The 19430-nt window shown below is 64.8% G+C and carries 17 protein-coding genes; 4 read left to right on the top strand and 13 right to left on the bottom strand.

The window, feature by feature from the left end; genetic code table 11:
- Positions 1 to 18: 18 nt before the first annotated feature.
- Positions 19 to 564: a carboxymuconolactone decarboxylase family protein gene (locus FNV92_RS33760; protein ID WP_143842838.1), complete on the bottom strand. Its 546-nt coding sequence runs from the start codon at positions 562 to 564 to the stop codon at positions 19 to 21.
- 131 nt (positions 565 to 695) lie between these two features.
- On the opposite strand from FNV92_RS33760, the gene FNV92_RS33755 reads away from it, so the two are divergent.
- Together FNV92_RS33755 and FNV92_RS33750 are read left to right on the top strand one after the other, a co-directional pair.
- Positions 696 to 1895, top strand: a complete 1200-nt coding sequence (locus tag FNV92_RS33755) for an acyl-CoA dehydrogenase family protein (protein ID WP_168213427.1) — start codon at positions 696 to 698, stop codon at positions 1893 to 1895.
- Positions 1896 to 2042: 147 nt separating this feature from the next.
- Positions 2043 to 3182, top strand: coding sequence for an acyl-CoA dehydrogenase family protein (locus FNV92_RS33750; RefSeq protein ID WP_143842840.1), 1140 nt, complete (start codon positions 2043 to 2045; stop codon positions 3180 to 3182).
- A 233-nt stretch (positions 3183 to 3415) separates the two neighbouring features.
- Here the strand turns inward: FNV92_RS33750 and FNV92_RS33745 are convergent, their stop codons facing one another.
- The 12 genes from FNV92_RS33745 to FNV92_RS33685 all read right to left on the bottom strand — a co-directional run bounded on the left by FNV92_RS33745 (position 3416) and on the right by FNV92_RS33685 (position 16565).
- The gene (locus FNV92_RS33745) at positions 3416 to 4453 is read right to left on the bottom strand and encodes an amino acid ABC transporter substrate-binding protein (protein ID WP_041749120.1); all 1038 of its coding nucleotides are present in this window, start codon (positions 4451 to 4453) and stop codon (positions 3416 to 3418) included.
- Positions 4454 to 4506: 53 nt separating this feature from the next.
- Positions 4507 to 5100, bottom strand: coding sequence for a L,D-transpeptidase (locus FNV92_RS33740; protein ID WP_015689215.1), 594 nt, complete (start codon positions 5098 to 5100; stop codon positions 4507 to 4509).
- Between the two features lie 318 nt (positions 5101 to 5418).
- Positions 5419 to 6393: a hypothetical protein gene (locus tag FNV92_RS33735; RefSeq protein WP_143842841.1), complete on the bottom strand. Its 975-nt coding sequence runs from the start codon at positions 6391 to 6393 to the stop codon at positions 5419 to 5421.
- A 271-nt stretch (positions 6394 to 6664) separates the two neighbouring features.
- Entirely contained in the window at positions 6665 to 7675 is a 1011-nt protein-coding gene (gene cydB / locus FNV92_RS33725; RefSeq protein ID WP_143842843.1) for a cytochrome d ubiquinol oxidase subunit II, read from the bottom strand.
- Entirely contained in the window at positions 7672 to 9081 is a 1410-nt protein-coding gene (locus FNV92_RS33720) for a cytochrome ubiquinol oxidase subunit I (RefSeq protein WP_143842844.1), read from the bottom strand. The genes cydB and FNV92_RS33720 overlap by 4 nt, the downstream gene beginning before the upstream one ends.
- Before the next feature lie 142 nt (positions 9082 to 9223).
- The gene (locus tag FNV92_RS33715) at positions 9224 to 9787 is read right to left on the bottom strand and encodes a thioredoxin family protein (RefSeq protein WP_143842845.1); all 564 of its coding nucleotides are present in this window, start codon (positions 9785 to 9787) and stop codon (positions 9224 to 9226) included.
- Between the two features lie 30 nt (positions 9788 to 9817).
- Entirely contained in the window at positions 9818 to 10516 is a 699-nt protein-coding gene (locus tag FNV92_RS33710; protein WP_143842846.1) for a cytochrome c biogenesis CcdA family protein, read from the bottom strand.
- A 308-nt stretch (positions 10517 to 10824) separates the two neighbouring features.
- Positions 10825 to 11436 carry a sigma-70 family RNA polymerase sigma factor gene (locus FNV92_RS33705; RefSeq protein WP_015689209.1) on the bottom strand — a complete coding sequence of 204 codons (612 nt, stop codon included), beginning with the start codon at positions 11434 to 11436 and terminating at the stop codon, positions 10825 to 10827.
- Positions 11437 to 11876: 440 nt separating this feature from the next.
- Positions 11877 to 12614, bottom strand: coding sequence for a response regulator (locus FNV92_RS33700; protein WP_143842847.1), 738 nt, complete (start codon positions 12612 to 12614; stop codon positions 11877 to 11879).
- Positions 12615 to 12624: 10 nt separating this feature from the next.
- Positions 12625 to 14370, bottom strand: a complete 1746-nt coding sequence (locus tag FNV92_RS33695) for an ATP-binding response regulator (protein WP_015689207.1) — start codon at positions 14368 to 14370, stop codon at positions 12625 to 12627.
- Positions 14340 to 16370: a sensor histidine kinase gene (locus FNV92_RS33690; protein WP_041749119.1), complete on the bottom strand. Its 2031-nt coding sequence runs from the start codon at positions 16368 to 16370 to the stop codon at positions 14340 to 14342. Before FNV92_RS33690 ends, FNV92_RS33695 begins: the two co-directional genes overlap by 31 nt.
- A gap of 54 nt (positions 16371 to 16424) precedes the next feature.
- Positions 16425 to 16565 carry a hypothetical protein gene (locus tag FNV92_RS33685; RefSeq protein WP_168213428.1) on the bottom strand — a complete coding sequence of 47 codons (141 nt, stop codon included), beginning with the start codon at positions 16563 to 16565 and terminating at the stop codon, positions 16425 to 16427.
- A gap of 218 nt (positions 16566 to 16783) precedes the next feature.
- Between FNV92_RS33685 and ugpB the strand changes: the two genes are divergently transcribed.
- Complete coding sequence (gene ugpB / locus FNV92_RS33680) at positions 16784 to 18106, top strand: sn-glycerol-3-phosphate ABC transporter substrate-binding protein UgpB (RefSeq protein WP_143846136.1); 1323 nt, start codon at positions 16784 to 16786, stop codon at positions 18104 to 18106.
- Positions 18107 to 18259: 153 nt separating this feature from the next.
- A complete protein-coding gene (locus FNV92_RS33675; RefSeq protein WP_143842848.1) occupies positions 18260 to 19207 on the top strand; it encodes an aminoglycoside phosphotransferase family protein in 948 nt (315 codons plus the stop codon).
- The last annotated feature ends 223 nt before the right edge of the window (positions 19208 to 19430 follow it).

Below are 19430 nucleotides of genomic sequence, written 5' to 3'. Positions count from 1 at the left end.
TCGTTTCCGGATACGAAACTAGGACAGCTCCGGCACCTCGCCCTCCGGCAGTTCGAACGCGAACGTGTTCAGCGTCATCGACACCATCGTGTAATAGCCGCACAGCCCGATCACCTCGACCACGCCGCGTTCGCCGAGCAGCTTTACCGCTTCGTCGTAAAGCCCCTTCTCGACGCCGTGGCCCTCGTGCAGCGACTTCGCGAGATCGTAGATCATTTTGCCCTTCGGATCGTCGAACTCCGGCGTGCGTCGGTCGCGAATCGCGTCGATGATCTCTGGCTTAATGCCGCCGGCCAGCGCAAGGCGTTTATGCGCGTACCATTCGTAATGCGCGGTCCAGTGCCGGGCGGTCACCAGGATCGCGATCTCCGAGAGCTTCGCCGGGAAGATCGTGTCGTAGCGCAGTACCTCGCCGAGCCGCGTGGCGTGACGGGCCATGTCGGGGCTGTTGAGCCATGCCATCATCGGCGCCGGCGGCTTGCCGCGCTTGCCGGCAATCGATTCGTCATAGGTCTGCCGCTGGCTCTCGTTCATTTCGCCAGGCGAAAGAAGCTTCAGGCGCATTCTCGTTTCCTCTTTGTTTTCAAGCTCGCCGTCGCCGCGACTATAGCCGAATGCAGCCTGCGGAAGTGGTTGAATTCCACGGGGCGATGGCTCAGAGTCGCACCCAACAAGTTGTGATGATGGAAACGACCATGAGCGAGACTGAGAGCGCCGATCTCGAAAAATTCCGCAACGAGACGCGTGCCTGGCTGGAAGCCAATTGCCCGCCGGAGATGCGCAAGCCCGCAACATCCGACGCCGACGTGTTCTGGGGCGGACGCAACACCAAATTCGCCTCCGAACCGCAGCGCATCTGGTTCGAGCGTATGCGCGACAAGGGCTGGACCGTGCCGGACTGGCCGAAGGAATATGGCGGCGGCGGCCTTAGCGCTGCCGAGCACAAGGTGCTGCGCGCCGAAATGGGACGAATCGGCGCGCGTCCGCCGCTGTCGAGCTTCGGCATCTGGATGCTCGGGCCGGCGCTGCTGAAATACGGCAACGAGGCGCAGAAGAAGGAGCACCTGCCGAAAATCGCCGCGGGCCTGATCCGCTGGTGCCAGGGCTATTCCGAGCCGAACGCCGGCTCCGATCTCGCCTCGCTGCAGACCCGCGCCGAAAGCGACGGCGACGATTTCGTCATCACCGGCCAGAAGATCTGGACCTCCTACGCCAACTACGCCGACTGGATCTTCTGCCTCGTCCGCACCGATCCCGCCGCCAAGAAGCACGACGGCATCAGCTTCATCCTGTTCGACATGACCTCGAAGGGCGTGACGACCAAGCCGATCCTGCTGATCTCGGGCTATTCGCCGTTCTGCGAAACTTTCTTCGACGGCGTCCGCGTGCCGAAATCGCAAGTGGTCGGCACCGTCAATCGCGGCTGGGACGTTGCGAAATATCTGCTGCAGCACGAGCGTGCGATGATCTCCGGGATGGGCGAGCGCGGCGTCGGTCGCCCGCTCGGCCAGATCGCGGCCGACTCCGTCGGCTCCGATGGGCAAGGCAAGCTCGACGATGCGATGCTGCGCGGCAAGATCGCCAGCTTCGACGTCGATGAAGCCGCCCTTGCCGCCTGCGCCGAGCGCGCCGTCGATCTCGCCAAGGCTGGCCAGGCGCATCCGGCGTTCTCGTCGGCGATGAAGTACTACGGCACCGAGCTCAACAAGCGCCGCTACGAGATCCTGATGTCCGCCGGCGGTGTCGATGCGCTGGAATGGGAGAGTGAGCGTTCGAAGCAGGGCGCCCGTCCGCGCGCCTGGCTGCGCACCAAGGCCAACTCGATCGAGGGCGGCACCACGGAGGTGATGCTCGGCATCGTCGCCAAGCGCATCCTGGATCTGCCGGGGGCGTAAGGCTGTCAGTCATTCCGGGGCGCGACGAAGTCGCGAACCCGGAATCCATTCATCCACCAACTCTGCCGCCCGATGGATTCCGGGCCTGGCCCTTCGGGCCATCCCGGAATGACGACGACAAATAGACTTCGAATCGGAAACACGCACATGGCCCTCGTCCTCACCGAAGAACAATCGATGCTCCGCGACTCAGCGCGCGGGCTGATCAGCGACAAGGCGCCGGTGTCGCATCTGCGACACTTGCGCGACTCCAAGGATCCCACCGGATTTTCCAAGGAGCTGTGGCACGCCTTCGCCGAGATGGGCTTTGCCGGACTGCTCGTGCCGGAGGAGTTCGGCGGCAGCGGTCTCGGTTTCATGGAAGCCGGAATCGTCATGGAGGAAATCGGGCGCACCTTGATGCCGTCGCCCTTCCTCGCCACCAGCGTGGTCGCGGCATCGGCGCTGAACCGCGGCGGCAACGCCGGGCAGAAGTCGGAGTACTTGCCGAAGGTTTCCAGCGGCTCATTGCTCGCGACGCTTGCGATCGACGAGGGCGCAAAGCATCGGCCGCTCCAGACCAGCCTCCAGGCCGTGCGCGCCGGCAACGGCTTCAAGCTCTCGGGCGCCAAGGCGCTGGTCGTTGACGGCCACGTCGCCGATCTCGTCATCGTCGCCGCACGCACCGCGGGCTCCGTCGGCGAGCGCGACGGCCTGACGCTGTTCCTGGTCGATCCCAGGGCCAAGGGTGTTACGATCGAGCGCACCATCATGGTCGACGCGCACAATGCGGCGCGGATCGAGCTTGCCAATGTCGAGGTGACCGCCGACAGCGTGCTCGGCGAGGTCGACCAGGGCGCCGCACTGCTCGACGGCGTGCTCGACATCGGCCGCGGCGCGGTCGCCGCCGAAATGGTCGGCCTCAGCGAGGAGGTATTCAACCGTACCGTCGAGTACCTCAAGAACAGAAAGCAGTTCGGCAAGCTGATCGGCGAATTCCAGGCGCTGCAGCATCGCGCCGCCGAGCTCTATGTCGACATCGAGATCACCCGCGCCGCCACCATGAAGGCGCTGCAGGCGCTGGATGCCGACGTCGCCAAGGCCGCCTCAGCCGTCGCGGTCGCCAAGGCCCGCGCCGGCACCACCGCCACCCGCGCGGTGCAGGAAGGCGTGCAGATGCATGGCGGCATGGGCATGACCGATCAGTTCGATATCGGCTTCTTCATGAAGCGCGCGCGGGTGTGCGAGGAATTGTTTGGGGACGCGAACTACCACACCGAGCAGCTGGCGCGGGCGCGGGGGTATTGAGCTGAGGCAGTAACGCAAGCCGTCATGGCCGGGCTTGTCCCGGCCATCCACGTCCTTTAGCGCCTCAAAACGTGGATGCCCGGGACAAGCCCGGGCATGACGATTGAGAGTGTGGCGCGAGCCTGCATCAACATCGTCATTGCGAGCGCAGCGAAGCAATCCAGACTGTCACCGCGGAGGGATTTTGGATTGCTTCGTCGCTGCGCTCCTCGCAATGACGGAGGATGAAGCGGTTACCGCATCGGCGGCGCGTACTGCACGCCGCCCGCGTTCCACAGCTGGTTCATCCCGCGCGGGATCTTCAGCTTGGACTTCTCGCCGATGTTGCGCTCGTACATCTCGCCGTAGTTTCCGACATGGCGGATGATGCGGACGACCCAGTCCTTGGTGAGGCCGAGCTGCTCGCCGTAATTGCCCTCGGTGCCGACCAGCCGCATCACGTCCGGCTTCTTCGACTTCAGGGCCTCGTCGATGTTCTCCGAGGTGACGCCGAGCTCCTCGGCGTTGATCATCGCGTAAAGCGTCCACTTCACGATCATCATCCAGTCGTCGTCGCGCTGGCGCACGACCGGAGCCAGCGGCTCCTTGGAGATCATGTCCGGCAGGATCATGTGGTCGCCGGGCTTCGACAGGTTCAGCCGCAGCGCGTAGAGCTGGGAGACGTCGGCGGAGAGCGTGTCGCATTTGCCGGTGTCGTAGGCCTTGACCACGTCGTCCAGCTTGTCGAACTTCACCTCTTCGTACTTCATGTTGTTGGCACGGAAGTAGTCGGCGACGTTGAGCGCCGTCGTGGTCCCGGCCTGGACGCAGACCTTGCTGTCGGTCAGGTCCAGCGAGGTTTCCTTGTTGCGCGCGCGCGGCAGCATGAAGCCTGCGCCGTCGTAATAGGCGACGGCAGGGAAATAGAGGTCGTAGTCGAGCTCACGCGCCATGCTCCAGGTCGAGTTGCGCGAGAGGATGTCCACCTTCCGGCTCTGCAGTTCCTTGAAGCGTTCGCCGGCGTCGAGCGGAACGAACTTCGCCTTGCCCGGATCGTTGAAGATCGCGGAGGCCACCGCGCGGCAGAAATCGACGTCGAAGCCGGTCCAGTTGCCCTTGTCGTCGGGAATCGAGAAGCCCGGCAAGCCCTTGTTGACGCCGCACAGCACTTCGCCGCGGCGAACGGTGCGCTTCAGGGTGCGGGTATCGTAGAATTCATAGATGATCGCCAGAACGGCGACCAGCACGGCGACCGCGAGCCCGATCAGCAGGCCGCCTCGAAAAGTGCGCATCATTTTGCTCTCTCGAAAAATCAGGAAAAGGAATATTCGCTAAAGCGAGGAGATCAGAGTTCGGGCTTCTGCCGGATGACCACCTTGGTGCCGACAGGGACGCGATCGTAGAGATCGGCGACGTCGCGGTTGACCAGTCGGAAGCAGCCCGAGGACACCTTGGTGCCGATCGTGTCGGGCCGATTGGTGCCGTGGATGCGGTAGACCGTGGTGCCCAGATACATGGCGCGGGCGCCGAGCGGATTGCCGGGGCCGCCGGCCATGAAGCGCGGCAGATAGGGCTGGCGCTGGATCATCTCCGCCGGCGGCGTCCAGTCCGGCCATTCCTTCTTGTTGGTGATGTTCACCAGGCCCTGCCACTGGAAACCATCGCGGCCGACACCGATGCCGTAACGGATCGCGCGTCCGCCGGGCTGGACCAGATAGAGATGCCGCTCGGCGGTCGAGACGATGATCGTGCCGGGCGCTTCGGTGGTGCGGAAGTAGACGACCTGCTTCTGCCATTCCGGATCGAGCTCATAGGCGTCGTCGGCGACCAGGCCGGGCTCGTCGCCGCGGTCGGGCTGCTGGGCGTAAGCATGGGGTGCGGCCAGGATCAGGCCGATCGCAGCCACAAACATCCCGGTCAGGCGACGAAAATCCGTCATTTCAAGCTCTCCCCGCGGCCAAGGCCAAAATCATCTGGAACCATCAAATCTCAGGGCCATCTTCATGGCAAGTTCAAGGCACCCTTAGACGATATGTCACGAGAATGCTTTGGTTTTTTGACCGGCCCTTCGCAATGCCACAAACAGGGGATGGCGCGAAAAGCAGTGTCGGTGACATTCCTCCGGGGGGGGGGGCCTGTCGAATCTGCATCCGTCATGCCCGGGCTTGTCCCGGGCATCCACGTTCTTCGCGCGTCGTGGTTGAGACGTGGATGGCCGGGACGAGCCCGGCCATGACGGGCCGGGAGGCAGTCGGGGCTAAATCTTGTTGCTCTCGCGGGCGATCCCCAGCCGCCGCACGATCTCCGTCCCGACGGCACGAGCCTCGATCCTCGACCCGATCCGGGGGCTGCGAAAACGTCGCCCCGAGCGCAATCGGATCGTGACGATGCAGTGCTCGTCCTCGGACCGGCCGCGGCGGTCGACCGAGATCGTCTTCACCTGGTTCCCCTCGATATGGTCTGCGCGCGGCGCGCCATCGCCCCACAGGCGTTCGACGCGGATATCGCTCTCGCGGATGATCCAGAACGCGCCGGTGACGAGGTTGGCGTATCGATGCACAGCGAACGCGGCGAGGGCGCCGAGCGGCAGCAGCAGGAGATCGACATGGCTGGGCGGCCATCCGCGCCAGAGCTTGTAGGCGTAGGGCACGGCGCACAGCGCGACTGCGATCAGCGCGACGATCCTGATGTCCCGCGCGGAAAATGCCTCGAGCGGCTCGCCGAGATGCATCTCGGCATTGCTGGCATCGAGCGGATTGACCGGCTCCTCGACATTGGGGACGTCGAACTGCGCGGCGATCCGGGCTACGGTGTCACGAACATGGGTGACGTCGGAGATCGGCGGCGACGTCAGGCGCTCCCCCGAGACAAGCGTGAAGACGAGATGAAAGCGGGCCTTCACCCGCCTGCTGCCGGGAACCTGCAATCCGCTGATGTCGTCCTTCGTGACGATCCGCGTGCGGAGCTTCCCGAACGGACTTTGTTGCCCGATCAGGATTTCGTCTGGTGTGATGATCCACACCACCGCCGGCGCCAGCATGATGCCGACGACGAACCCCGCTCCCACCATCAGCGCGACCACGGAGACGACGATTTCCAGGGTGTCGTGCGTGAACAGGCCCGGCGTGAAGCACAGCGCGACGGCGGCCGCAAAGCCGGACATCACCAGCCGCTGCGCGATCGAGGCGCCTTCACGAAGGCGAATGTCGGTGCTGGTGGTCGTGTCGTCCATTGCGGGCGGCTGATTTCGAGGCCGCGAAACTCCACGGACGGGTCCGCGGAGTCAAGCAACAACGGCGGCATCACGACCTGGTCGCTCTCGTCGTTGCGCCCTCGTCGTCGCGCCGGAAACGATCCGGCTGGCGACAGGGCCGATCATTTCGGCGCAAGCCACAGTCTGAGAGCGAATGAAATCACGGTGACGGCGCCCACGCCCCCGAGCCAGAGCACGGCGAACCATATCAGCCGTCGCCCCAGCGGCCTCGCCTCTGCCTTGCGCGGCATCAGTGATAACCGCTCCCGGCCCGGACCTTGCCGCGGAACACCCAATAGGCCCAGCCGGTGTAGCCGAGAATCAGCGGCACCAGTCCGGCCACGCCGACCAGCATAAAGATCTGGCTGTTCTGCGGCGCGGCCGCCTGCCAGATCGTGATGCTCTGCGGCACGATGAATGGATACATGCTGATGCCCAGCCCGGCATAGGACAGCGCGAACAACGCCAGCACGAGAAAGAACGGCCGGGAGTCCTGCTTTTGCCCGAGGCTGCGCATCAGGAGTGCGGTGACGGCGGCGACCGCGATCGGCACAGGCGCGGCCAGGGCGACGTTCGGCCAGGCGAACCAACGCTGCGCGTATTGAATGCTGAGAAACGGCGTGGCGATGCTGACCAGTGCGATCGCCGCAAGCATCGCGAACAGCAGACCCCAGCTCAGCCGGTAGGCCTTGTCGCGCAGCGCGCCCTCGGTCTTCAGGATGAGCCAGGTGGCGCCCAGCAAGGAATAGCCGACCACCAGGGCAACTCCCGTCAGCAGGCTGAACGGCGTCAGCCAGTCCCACCAGCCGCCGGCATAATGCCGCCCCTCGACCTGAACGCCCTGCAGGATGGCGCCGAGGGCGACGCCTTGCGCCAGCGTGGCCAGCAACGAACCCAAGGCAAAGGCAATGTCCCAGCGGTTTCGTGCCGCAGTGGTGCGCCAGCGGAATTCGAAGGCGACACCGCGGAAGACCAGCCCGATCAGCATCGCGATGACAGGTGTATAGAGCGCCGGCATCAGCACCGCATAGGCGAGCGGAAAGGCCGCCATCAGGCCGCCGCCGCCCAGCACCAGCCAGGTCTCGTTGCCATCCCAGACCGGCGCCACGCTGTTCATCATGACGTCCCGGTCGGCCTTGGCGGGAAACAAGGGAAACAGCATGCCGAGGCCGAGATCGAAGCCGTCCATCACGACATAGACGAACACCGCGAAGGCGATGATGAAGGCCCAGACGGTGGCAAGGTCGATTGCGGCGATCATGACAGCGCCCCCTGTCCCGCCGCGCCCGAGGCCGGTGTGATGCCGGCGGCGCGCGACGGCATGTCGCCGCTCGGCCCCTGCTCGCCGTGATGGGGCGAAGCCGCCATCAGGCGCAGAATGTAGATGGCCCCCGCCGCGAACACGATGAAATAGACGATGACGAAGGCCAGCAGTGACGAACCCACCGCGGGCGCGGCCAGCGGGGAGGCGGCGTCCGCGGTCCGCAACAGGCCGTAGACCGTGAAAGGCTGCCGGCCGGTCTCTGTCGTGATCCAGCCCGCGAGCACGGCGATGAAACCCGCCGGCCCCATCGTCAGCGCGAAGATGTGCAGCGGCCGGGAATCGAACAGGGTGCCGCGCCAGCGCGTCCACAGGCTGAACAGCCCGAGCCCGAAGATCAGGAAGCCCAGCGCGATCATGATGCGGAACGACCAGAAGGTGATCGGGACCGGCGGCCAGTTTTCGCGCGGCACGGTGTCGAGGCCCGCGAGCGGCGCATCGAGCGAATGTTTCAGGATCAGAGAGGACAGTTTCGGAATCTGGATCGCGTAGTCGACCCGGCCGGTGGCCTGATCCGGCAGGCCGAACAGAATCAGCGGCGCACCATCCTTGTGGCTCTGGTAGTGCCCTTCCATCGCCATGACCTTGGCCGGTTGATGCTCCAGCGTGTTGAGCCCGTGCTGGTCGCCGGCCAGGATCTGGATCGGCGCGACCAGCGCCGCCATCCACATCGCCATCGAGAACATGACCCGGGGACCGGGCAGATGCGGGTCGCGCAGCAGGTGATAGGCGCCCACTGCGCCGACCACGAGCGACGTCGTCAGGTAGGCGGCGAGCACCATATGCACGAGCCGGTAGGGGAAGGATGGATTGAAGATCACCTTGAACCAGTCGGCGACCACGAACTGGCCATCGGCATTGACGGCGTAGCCCGTCGGGGTCTGCATCCACGAATTGGCGGAGAGAATCCAGAACGCCGAAATCAGCGTGCCGATCGCGACCATCAACGTCGCGAAAAAGTGCAGCCGCGGGCCGACGCGTTCGAGACCGAACAGCATGACGCCGAGAAAGCCGGCCTCGAGGAAGAATGCGGTCAGCACTTCGTAGGCCATCAGGGGGCCGATGACCGGCCCGGTCTTGTCGGCAAATGCCGACCAGTTGGTTCCGAACTGGTAGGACATCACGATGCCCGACACCACGCCCATGCCGAATGCGATCGCGAAGATCTTCAGCCAATAGTGGAACAGGTTGATGAAGACCTCGCGGCCCGTCCACAGCCAGAGCGCTTCCAGCACCGCAAGATAACTTGCAAGCCCGATCGAGAACGCCGGAAACACGATGTGGAACGACATCGTGAAGGCAAATTGCGCGCGTGCGAGCACGATCGGATCAAGGTTCGACAGCATCGGCGCTCCCGTCACAACGCGAGACGTTGTGGGCTGCGGGGGCGCCGATCTGGCTGCTTGGCTATGTCATCGCGCCCGGCCTGCGCATGATGACCGATGCCGGGCTCTTATCCTATAGGACTCTTTGTCTAACCGCACGACGTCAGCTGTTTGCATTCAGCAGCTTTGCCACTGTGCGGTCGATCTCGTCGTAGCGGCCTTCGCCCGCGTGCTGGAATACGATCTTGCCGTTCTGGTCGATGATGTATTGCGCCGGCCAATACTGGTTGCTGTAGGCGTTCCAGGTTTTGGACTCATTGTCCTGCGCGACGGGATAGGTGATGCCGTGGCGCTTGAGCGCCGCCTGCACGTTGGAGGCCGAGCGCTCGAAGGGAAATTCCGGCGTGTGCACGCCGATCACGACGAGGCCTTTGTCCTTGTATTTGGCATAGAGGTCGGTGACGTGCGGCAGCGTGTTGACGCAGTTGACGCAGCCATAGGTCCAGAAGTCGACCAGCACGACCTTGCCGCGCAGGTCGGCGATGCCAAGCGGCTTCGAGTTGAACCAGTTGGTGATGCCGGTGAAGTCGGGCGCGCTCCCCTGGCTGGCGGCCGCGACGGTGACCGGCTTTGCGGGCGCCGCCTCGTCACAGATGCCGGGGATGGCGGCGCCGGTCAGGGCGAAGCCGATCAGCGAGGCAGACACGGTGAGCAGTTTCAGGGTCATGGCAGCGTTCTCCGTTGTGATGGGAAGCGATCACAGGCCGATCTGGCCGGTGGGATAGAATCCGGTGAGCCACGCCACGATCAGCGTGTCGTACTGGAAATAGGCGGCGACCGCGAAGCCGATCACGACGACGCCAAACCCCTGCTGCAGCCGCGGCGAGATCCGCGCGAGGCTGCGCACGCGCGTGGTCGCGGCCTGTCCGCCATAGGCGATCGCCAGCATCGGGATGGCGGCGCCGATGGCGTAGGCGACCAGCAGCGTGCCGGCCCAGCGCGCGTTCTTCGTCGTTGCGACCAGCGTCAGGATCGAGCCGAGCACGGGGCCGGCGCAGGGCGTCCAGACCAGGCCGAGCGTGGTGCCGAGCACCAGCCCGCCGAGTGCGCCCTCGCGCTGCGTGGCGCTGGAATTGCCGAGATCGAGCCAGCCATTGAGCCGGATCGACAGCCACTCGAACGGCGCCGGCCACAGCATCAGCAGCCCGAAGCCGAGCAGCAGGATCGACGCCGCCTCGCGCAGCACGTTCGGATCGAAATCGAATGCCTGCGTGATGGCACCGAGCAGCAGCGCGGTCGCGGAGAACGAGACGACGAAGCCGAGCGCGATCATCGCCGGCCGCAAATGTCCCGCGCGCCCGATCGAAGCGCCGAGCAGGATCGGTAGCATCGGCAGCGTGCAGGGCGCGGCGATGGTGAGGATGCCGGCGAGGAGAGCGAAGAGAAGTTCGAGCATGGGGCCCTCGTGATGGGGGTCACGAGGGCAGTTCGCGATGGGAGGGCCCGTCGTTACGCGGCGTCACGCCTTCGTGACGGGAGCCCGCGGTAGCCATCGCAAACCCAAATACAAAACGACCCGGACGGGGGCATCGTCCGGGTCGCTGGAGGTCTTGGGAGGTTTAACGAAACCGTATGTGAGCTTTATAGGAGGGAAGTTTTTCCGCCTGATGTTGTGCTTTGTTTCAATTGTTTCGTCGGCGGTAACACTTCCGTGTCTCGGGACAGGGCCGCATAAGCGGTCATATCCCGTTGAAATCATTAAGCTTAGGCGGCGAAGCGATCGACGCCGGCGCCCTTAAGCAAATCGGCCAGTTGCTTGCGCGCATAGAACATCCGGGTCTTCACCGTGCTCTGGGGGATGCCGATGATCTGCCCGACCTCCTCCACCGACTTCTCATGGTAGTAGACCAGCGTGATGATCTCGCGATGCGCGGGCGACAGCTTCTGAACACAGGCGCGCAGGATGGCGCTGGTGTCGCTGCGGTCGAGTGAAGTCTCCGGCGTATCGGCTCCGTCCGGAATCTCGCGCACGTCTTCCTGGTCGATGTCCTCGAAGCGGCGCTGGCGCATCGCGGTCAGCGCCTTGAAACGGGCGATCGACAGCAGCCACGTCGAAACCTGCGAGCGGCCCTGGAACTGGCCGGCGGTGCGCCAGACGTCGAGAAACACCTGGCTCACGAGGTCTTCGGCGGTGGTGGCATCACGCACGATGCGCAGGATGAAGCGATAAACGCGCACGTTGTGACGGCAATAAAGGATGTGCATCGACGTCCGATTGCCGTCGGCAATGCTCTCGAGAAGCATATCGTCCGAAGTCGCCTGAGCGGCAATGATGCTCTGACTGGCCTGGGCGTTGATGGCGATGACGTTCGGCATAGATCTGGCTCCCCGTAGCGCCGCAACCGAGCGGCGTTTCCTTGAGCCAAAGTGTTAATGAGCCAACGTTTCGGGACGTCTGCACGAAAAGGGGAAAATGGTTTCATGCGCCGCAAAATTGTTTCGTCGGAGAGGGAGCGACGAAACATTCGGGGCAAAAAAGCGTGTAATTTCAATGTACGGTAAATACGGGGAAGAGCGTTTGGCGTCGCTCTGAGCCGCCGGGAACGTATTTCCGGCTTTTGCGTTCGGTCGCACCAGGCACTGTCCTGGCGTCCCGGGGCGCAAAGCGAACCCGGGACCCATAATCCCAGGGAGCAGTTTGACGAAGACTTGGAGTTACCAGCTCGGCGTCGTCACCACACTCTGTGGTTATGGATCCTGGGCTCGCGCTGTGCGCGCCCCGGGATGACAGCTGTATTTGCCGCTCGCCCGCCCGCCTACGCCTTCTCGCCCGCCGGCGAGAACAGATAGCCGCCGCCGCGGATGGTGCGGATCACGGCAGGCTTGGTCGGATCGGGCTCGATCTTGCGGCGGATGCGCATGATGCGCAGGTCCACGGCGCGGTCGAAAGCTTCGGCATCGCGCGCATTGGCCAGCTCCAGCAGCCGTTCGCGCGACAGCACGCGCTTCGGATTGGCCGCGAACACTTTCAGGAGCCCGAACTCGGATGCGGTCAGCGGATGCTCGTTGCCCTCGTCGTCGCGCAAGGCCTGGGCTTCGAGATCGAGCCATTTGGTGCCGAAGCGCACCAGCTGATCCTTGTCCGATTTGGCGGGTGCGGCCTCGGCCGCGGCGGCCTTTGCCGGCGTGCTCCGCCGCAGCACCGAGCGGATCCGCGCCATCAGCTCGCGCAGCTCGCAGGGCTTGGCGACGTAGTCGTCGGCGCCAAGCTCGAGGCCGACCACGCGGTCGATCGGGCTCGCCGTTGCCGTGAGCATGATGACAGGCACGTTGATGCGGCTCTTGAGGTCGCGGATGATCGAAAGGCCGTCTTCCTCGGGCATGTTGAGATCGAGCACGACGAGATCGGGCATGCCGCCGTCGATCGCGGCGCGCAGCGACTTGCCGCCGTCGCACAGCGTCACGGTGAAGCCGTGCATCTTGAGGTAATCGCCGACCATCTCCCGGGCCGGGGCCTCGTCGTCGACGATCATGATGTGCTGGCTTTGGGTCATGGTCTCTGGATCACGGCATTTCGGTCGCGGGCAGGGTGATGGTGAAGGTCGCGCCCTTGCCGGGGCCCTCGCTCTCGGCCGTCACCTCGCCGCCATGCATGTCGATAATACGCTTGACGATGGAAAGCCCAAGTCCCGTCGAGCTCTCGCCGGCGGTCGGCTTGGCCGACAGCCGCTGGAACCGGCCGAACAGGCGGCCGAGATCCTCCGGCGACAGGCCGGCGCCCTCGTCGGTGACGCGGACGATGGTCTCGCTGCCCTCATGGGTGACCGCGACGGTGATCTTGCCGCCGATCGGCGAGTATTTGATGGCGTTGCTGATGAGGTTGTCGATCGCCTCGCGGATGCGGTCGGTGTCGCACATGGTGACGATGTTCGGCGGCGCGGTGACGTTGATCGCCTGCTGCTTGTTGACCGCCAGCGGCTGGTTGGCCTCCGCGACCTCCTTGACCAGGGCCGCGACATCGACCGGCTCGCGGCGGATCGTGATGTCGAAGGCGTCGGCCATCGCGTCCGAGATCAAATGGTCGACCATCGTGGTCAGGCGCTTGGTGGCGTCCCGGATGTGGTCGACCTGGGCGACCACGCCGCTCGCCGAGGCGCCGGTCGAGATCAGCTCCTTCAGCATTTCGGTGCGGCCGAGAATGACGCCCAGCGGATTCTTCAGGTCATGCGCGACGGTGCCGAGGATCTCGTTCTTGAAGCCGTTGGCGCGCTGCAGCCGCAGCCATTGCGCCGAGAGCCGGCGGTTGGCCTGCATCAGGGCGCGGGTGCGCTGGGCGACGCGGTCTTCCAGCTGGGTGTTGGCGTCCTGGAGCTGCTGGTAGAGGATGACGTTGTCGAACGCGATCGAGAGCCGGCTGGAGAAGATCTCGACCAGCGAGCGGTCGGTCTCCGACAGCTCGCGCTCGGCCTGCAGTAGCACCACCACCTCGCGGCCGCTTCCGGTGCGCAGATAGATCACGCTGCGATGGTCCGCGAATTCGTTCTTGCGGCGCGAGAACGCGGCCTCGACCATGTCGCGCAGATCGGGATCAAGCGCGCGCGAGGACGTCGTGCCGATGAAGCGGCTGTAGCAGCCGCTGCCGGCGAGCACCGAGAGCTCGGGATCGATACCGCCATTGTCGCGCAAAACCAGTATGCCGGCGCAATCGACGTTGAGCAGCGAGGCGAGCTGGGTCAGCACGCCCTCGGCGAGCCGCTGCATCGACTTGAAGTCGTACAGAGTCGAGGCGGCGTCGATGATGATCTCGAGCCCGCGCCGTGTCTGCACCATGCGCTCGAGCTGCTGATAGGAGCGCAGCGCCGCGGTCAGCGAGGTGAACAGCTTGTCGGCGGTGAGCTCGGTCTTGGCCTTGTAGTCGTTGATGTCGTACTGCACGATCACGCGCCGCTCGGGCGCCTGGCCCGGCTGTCCGGTGCGCAGGATGATGCGCACGGTCTCGTTCTGAAGCTCGTTGCGGATGAATTCGACCAGCTCCAGCCCGGCGACGTCGGTCTCCATGATGACGTCGAGCAGCACGGCGGCAATATCGGGATGCGCGGCCATCAGCTTGCGACCATCGGCCGCGGAATGCGCCGAGAGGATCTCCAGGCCCTGGCCGTTGAGGGAATAGTCCGAGAGCGCAAAACGCGTGCCGTCATGCACGGCCGGATCGTCGTCGATGACGGCGATCTTCCATTTCCGGACGTTCTGGTCCTCCGGCGCGGTACCGGTGTCGTCGATCAGGTGGAGGACATCGTCCTGTTCGGCCATTGAGCAGTCCCGTCAGTCTCTGTGCTTTGCGCGCCGCCCTTGGCGACCCGGGGCATGATAATGCGAAAAGTAGTACCTTGTCCCAGCTTGGATTCCAGCATCATGCGCCCGCCGAGCTGCTGGGTGACGAGGTTATAGACGATATGGAGCCCGAGTCCCGTGCCACCTTCGTTGCGCCGCGTGGTAAAGAACGGGTCAAAGGCCTGGCGCTGCACGTCGGGGGTCATGCCGGCCCCGTCGTCGGTGAAGATGATCTCGATGTCGTCGCTGCCGCGCGGCCGCGCCGAGATCGTGATGGTGCCGGCGCGCCCGTCGGCGAAGGCGTGGTTGGCGGCGTTGAGGAACAGATTGGTCAGGATCTGGCCGTAGGAGCCGGGATAGCCGTCGAGCAGCAGTCCCTCGGGCACGTCGACCTGGAGCGTGATCGGCGAGCGCTTCAGCACCGGCTTCAGGCTGGCGATGATCTGGTCGGTGGCTTCGCTGAGTGAGAACTGGCGCCGCTCGGCGTGCGAGCGGTCGACCGCAACCTGCTTGAACGACTGGATCAGCTCGCCGGCGCGGGTGAGGTTGGCGACCAGCTGCTGCGAGGCATCGCGCGAGGACTGCACGAATTCTTCCAGCTGCGAGCGGCGCAAGGCCCCGTCGCCCTTGAGCTGGGCCTCGAAGATCTCGCTGCGCCGGGCAAGGCTGGAGGCCACGGTCAGGCTGATGCCGATCGGGTTGTTGACCTCGTGGGCGACGCCGGCGACGAGTCCGCCGAGCGCTGCGAGCCGTTCGGCGTCGATCAAATTCTGCTGCGCGGCATTGAGCTCGAGCAGCGCGCTCTCGGCCTTCTCTTTGGACGCGCGCAGCTCGTCCTCGGTCTGGCGCTTGGCGATCGCGTTCTCGCGGAACACCTCCACCGCGCGCGCCATGGCGCCGACCTCGTCGCGGGCCTTGGTGCCCTGCACCTCGCGGTCGAGGTCGCCCAGCGCGATCGCGCGCATCGCGGTCATGATCTGCTGCAGCGGCAGCCGGATCGACAGCGCGATCAGCACGCCGGCGGTGAGGATGATGCCGAGGAAGATCACCGCGATCGACAGCACCCGCCGCGAGATATCCGCCAGCGTGCGGTCGAAGGTCTCCTGCGCCTTCTGCTCGCGCCGGCGCATCTTGGTGGAGAGATCGTCGATGGCGCCGATCGCCTCGGCCTGGCTGGCATCGATGGTGTTGCGCAAGAGCTCGGTGCGGTTCGTCAGTTGCTCGGAGAGTTTGGCAAAGCCCTCACGCAAAGCCATGGTGCGGGCCCCGAGCTTTTGCAGCGCCATGCGCTGCAGATCGTTGTCGGCGAGGTCGATCATGACCGGGATCGTCTTCTCGATCGTCTCGGTGCTGCGGCGGGCGTCGTCGGCGGCGCCCGGCGACAGCGACAGATAATAGGAATTGGCCGCGACCAGCATCGCGGTGAAGGCCTCGCGCGACTTGCCGAGCGACGGCCAGATCAGCGCGTCGCGATGGCCGGTGGCGCCCTCGATGATGGAATAGAGGCCGGCCATGTCCCGGGCCGGGCCCTGCACCTGCTCCTCATAGGTCCTGGCGATGGTGGCCTGCACGGCGCGCAGCTCGCCGAAGCCGTTGAGGAAGCGGTCGGTGGTGCGCTCCAGCTCCTCCACCGAGCCTGCCAGCATGGGGTCCTTGGCGGCGCGGTTGGTCAGCGTGCCCAGCACGGCCTCGCGCAGCAGCAGGATTTCGGCGAACAGGTCCGGGCTCGGCTGGTTGATGTAGCGGTGGATCAGGTTCTGCAGCCGCCCGGTCTCGCTTTCGAGCAGCGCCAGGATCCGGTCTGATTCGCGCACCTGGCGCACGTCGTCCCAGGCCGAGCCCAGCACCTGCGAGCCATTCCAGATCAGCGCCACCAGCACCACGACAACGGCGGAGTTTAGCGCCGCGATCGACAGGATGCGCCAGCGGATCGGCACCGCGCGCAGCACGCCGACCAGACGCGCGCGCAGCCGGCCGATCGGGCCGGGCGGCCGGTCTGTGTGCTCGCTGTGTCCGGGTGCTGCCAAGCGGCCTCACTCCACCTTGCTGCCGGCAGAGCGGAGGTCACCCGCGACGGCACCCGTCTCGCCCATACCCATCGGGAATATGGCGATCAGCAGCGCGACGAAAACCACCCCGCTCCGCGAGAGTTCGGCACGGTTCAACACTGGCACACTCAACCCCTCAGTGGTGGAGTCCATGGCAGGACCAAAAGGTTCAACCCAATCTAGCAGAAGGTTAAGGGAAGGCTATCCTGCCGCGGCCCCGCGAGGCGTCGTCTGATCGTGCGACGCGACCGGGTTCATTCCTGATTGAATCCGCCGAGGCGGCGCTCTATGCAGGTGCCGGGCAAAGGTCGCCTTTTGTTCGCGAGACAGGATCATCGGTCGTGATGTCAGCATGGCGCCTCTTGCAGATCGTTGCAGTCTCCACGGCCCTCGCGCTCACCTCTCAGGTTCATGCCGCGACCGACATCGCGTGGTGGCATGCCATGTCCGGCGAGCTCGGCCGGCAACTGGAAAAGCTCGCCTCCGACTTCAACGCCTCGCAATCCGATTACCGCATCGTGCCCACCTACAAGGGCAATTACACCGAGACCGTGACGGCCGCGATCTTCGCCTTCCGCTCGCGCAGCCAGCCGGCGATCGTCCAGGTCAACGAGGTCGCCACCGCCACCATGACCGCGGCCAAGGGCGCGATCTATCCGGTGTTCACGTTGATGCGCGACATGAACGAGCCGTTCTCGCTGGCCGATTATCTCCCCGCGGTCTCCGGCTATTACACCGACGCGGCCGGCAATCTCCTGTCGTTCCCGTTCAATTCGTCGACGCCGATCCTGTACTACAACAAGGCCATGTTCCGTGACGCGGGCCTCGATCCGGAGACGCCGCCGAAGACCTGGCCGGAACTCGGGCTTGCCGCAAAACGCCTGCGCGATCGCGGCGCTGTGTGCGGCTTCACCACGTCCTGGCCGTCCTGGATCCACATCGAGAATTTCTCCGCCTTCCACAATTTGCCGCTGGCGACCCGCGCCAATGGTTTTGCCGGGCTCGACGCGGAGCTGACCATCAACAATCCTGTTGTCGTCAAGCATGTCGCCCAGCTCGCCGAATGGCAGAAGACGAAATTGTTCGACTACAGCGGCCGCGGGCAGTCGGCCGAGCCGCGTTTCCAGAAGGGCGAATGCGGCATCTTCATCGGCTCCTCGGCGACGCGCGCCGACATCAAGGCGAACTCGAAGTTCGAGGCCGGCTACGGCATGATGCCGTATTGGCCGGACGTGAAGGACGCGCCGCAGAACTCGATCATCGGCGGCGCCACGCTCTGGGTGCTGCGCGACCGGCCGCGCGAGGAGTACAAGGGCGTGGCGCGGTTCTTCGCCTATCTGTCGCAGCCCGGCGTGCAGGCCGCCTGGCACCAGAACACTGGCTATCTGCCTGTCACCCGCGCCGCCTTCGAGCTGACGCGCGCGCAGGGCTTCTACGGGCGCAATCCGGGCACGGCGATCTCGTTCGAGGAGATCACGCTGCATCCGCCGACGGAGAACTCGAAGGGCATCCGGCTCGGCTCCTTCGTGCTAATCCGCGGCGCGATCGAGGACGAGCTGGAGCTGGCCTTTGCCGGCCAGAAGAGCGCGCAAGGCGCGCTCGACGCCGCGGTCGAGCGCGGCAACAAGATCCTGCGCCAGTTCGAGCGCGCCAGTCCGGACCGGTAGTGACGGGATGGAAGCTCGGCATGAGGGCGCAAGCCCTTTCCACAACGTCATGGCCGGGCTTGTCCCGGCCATCCGCGCCTTGGCCGCCGCACAAAGAACGTGGATGCCCGGGACAAGCCCGGGCATGACGAACTCCAATGCAACTAGGTTGCGATGTCTATGGCACTACCTCAATTCACCGACGCCGAAAGCTTTCGCGCTTTCCGCTCCGCTCCGCCGCAATGGCTGCCCATCGCCACCGACATCGCGCGCAGTCACGGTCTCGATATCAGCGCGCCGCATGTGTTCGCGACAGGCACCAATCTCGTCGTCGGGCTCAGTGACAGGCTGATCCTGAAAATCTTCCCGCCGCATTTGCGCGCGCAATTCGTCTCCGAGCGCGGTTCGCTGACGCAGCTTGCCGGTCGCCTCCATCTGCCGATCCCGGAGATCGTCGCGGAAGGGATGCGTGACGGCTGGCCTTACCTCGTCATCACCCGCCTTGCCGGCACGCTCGGCTCCGAGGCCTGGCCGCGATTGCCCGAAGACCAGAAGGAGCGCCTGCTGCGCCAGATCGGCGAGACCATCGCCGCCGTGCAGCGCGCGCCGCTCGGCCCGCTCGCGCAAATCGAGCCGCGCTGGGGCGACTTCATGCGCGGGCAGATGCAGGGCTGCCGTAACAGGCATACGCGTCTCGGCCTTGCGCCGAAATTCCTCGTCGGTCTCGACGATCTCCTGCGCGACGCAGCCGAGCTGATTCCGATGGACGCACCGCCGGTGATCTTGATCGGCGAATACATCCCTGAGAATTTCCTGCTCGCCTGCGATGACGATCAATGGTCGCTCGCCGGCCTGTTCGACTTCGGCGATGTCCTGGCCGGATGGCGCGACTACGACCTGCTCGGCCCCAGCGCCTTCATGGCGGCGGGCCGGCCGGGGAGGGTGCGCAGCCTGCTCGAAGGTTTTGGCTATGCCAGGCCGGACTTCGCGCTCAAGCGCCGGCTGATGGCGCTGATGCTGTTGCACCGCGCCAGCGACCTCAACAGCCACATCTGCATTGAGGGCTGGCAGGATAAGGCGGGTGACCTCGTCGAGCTCCAGGAGCTGATATGGGCGGTTTGAGGACCGGCTTGCTCAATTCGGCGGCGCCGACAAATTCAGCCTAACTTTGCAGCAAAATTGCACCTTTGTATGCAATTAAGCGAGTTGCCCAGAGAATAACCAATATCGTGCAATCCGCTATTTACTCGTTAAATCAGTAGGTTGGATAGAGATTAATGTCTCGTTAAGCTCTGGCACGAACCTTGCGAATCCAGTTCCAACCAGAAACTTCTGAGTTGGAGCA

It is taken from the genome of Bradyrhizobium cosmicum (assembly GCF_007290395.2).
Lineage (GTDB): Bacteria > Pseudomonadota > Alphaproteobacteria > Rhizobiales > Xanthobacteraceae > Bradyrhizobium > Bradyrhizobium cosmicum.
Note: the sequence above shows the minus strand (reverse complement) of the source record. Positions and strands in the feature narration are given on the sequence as shown.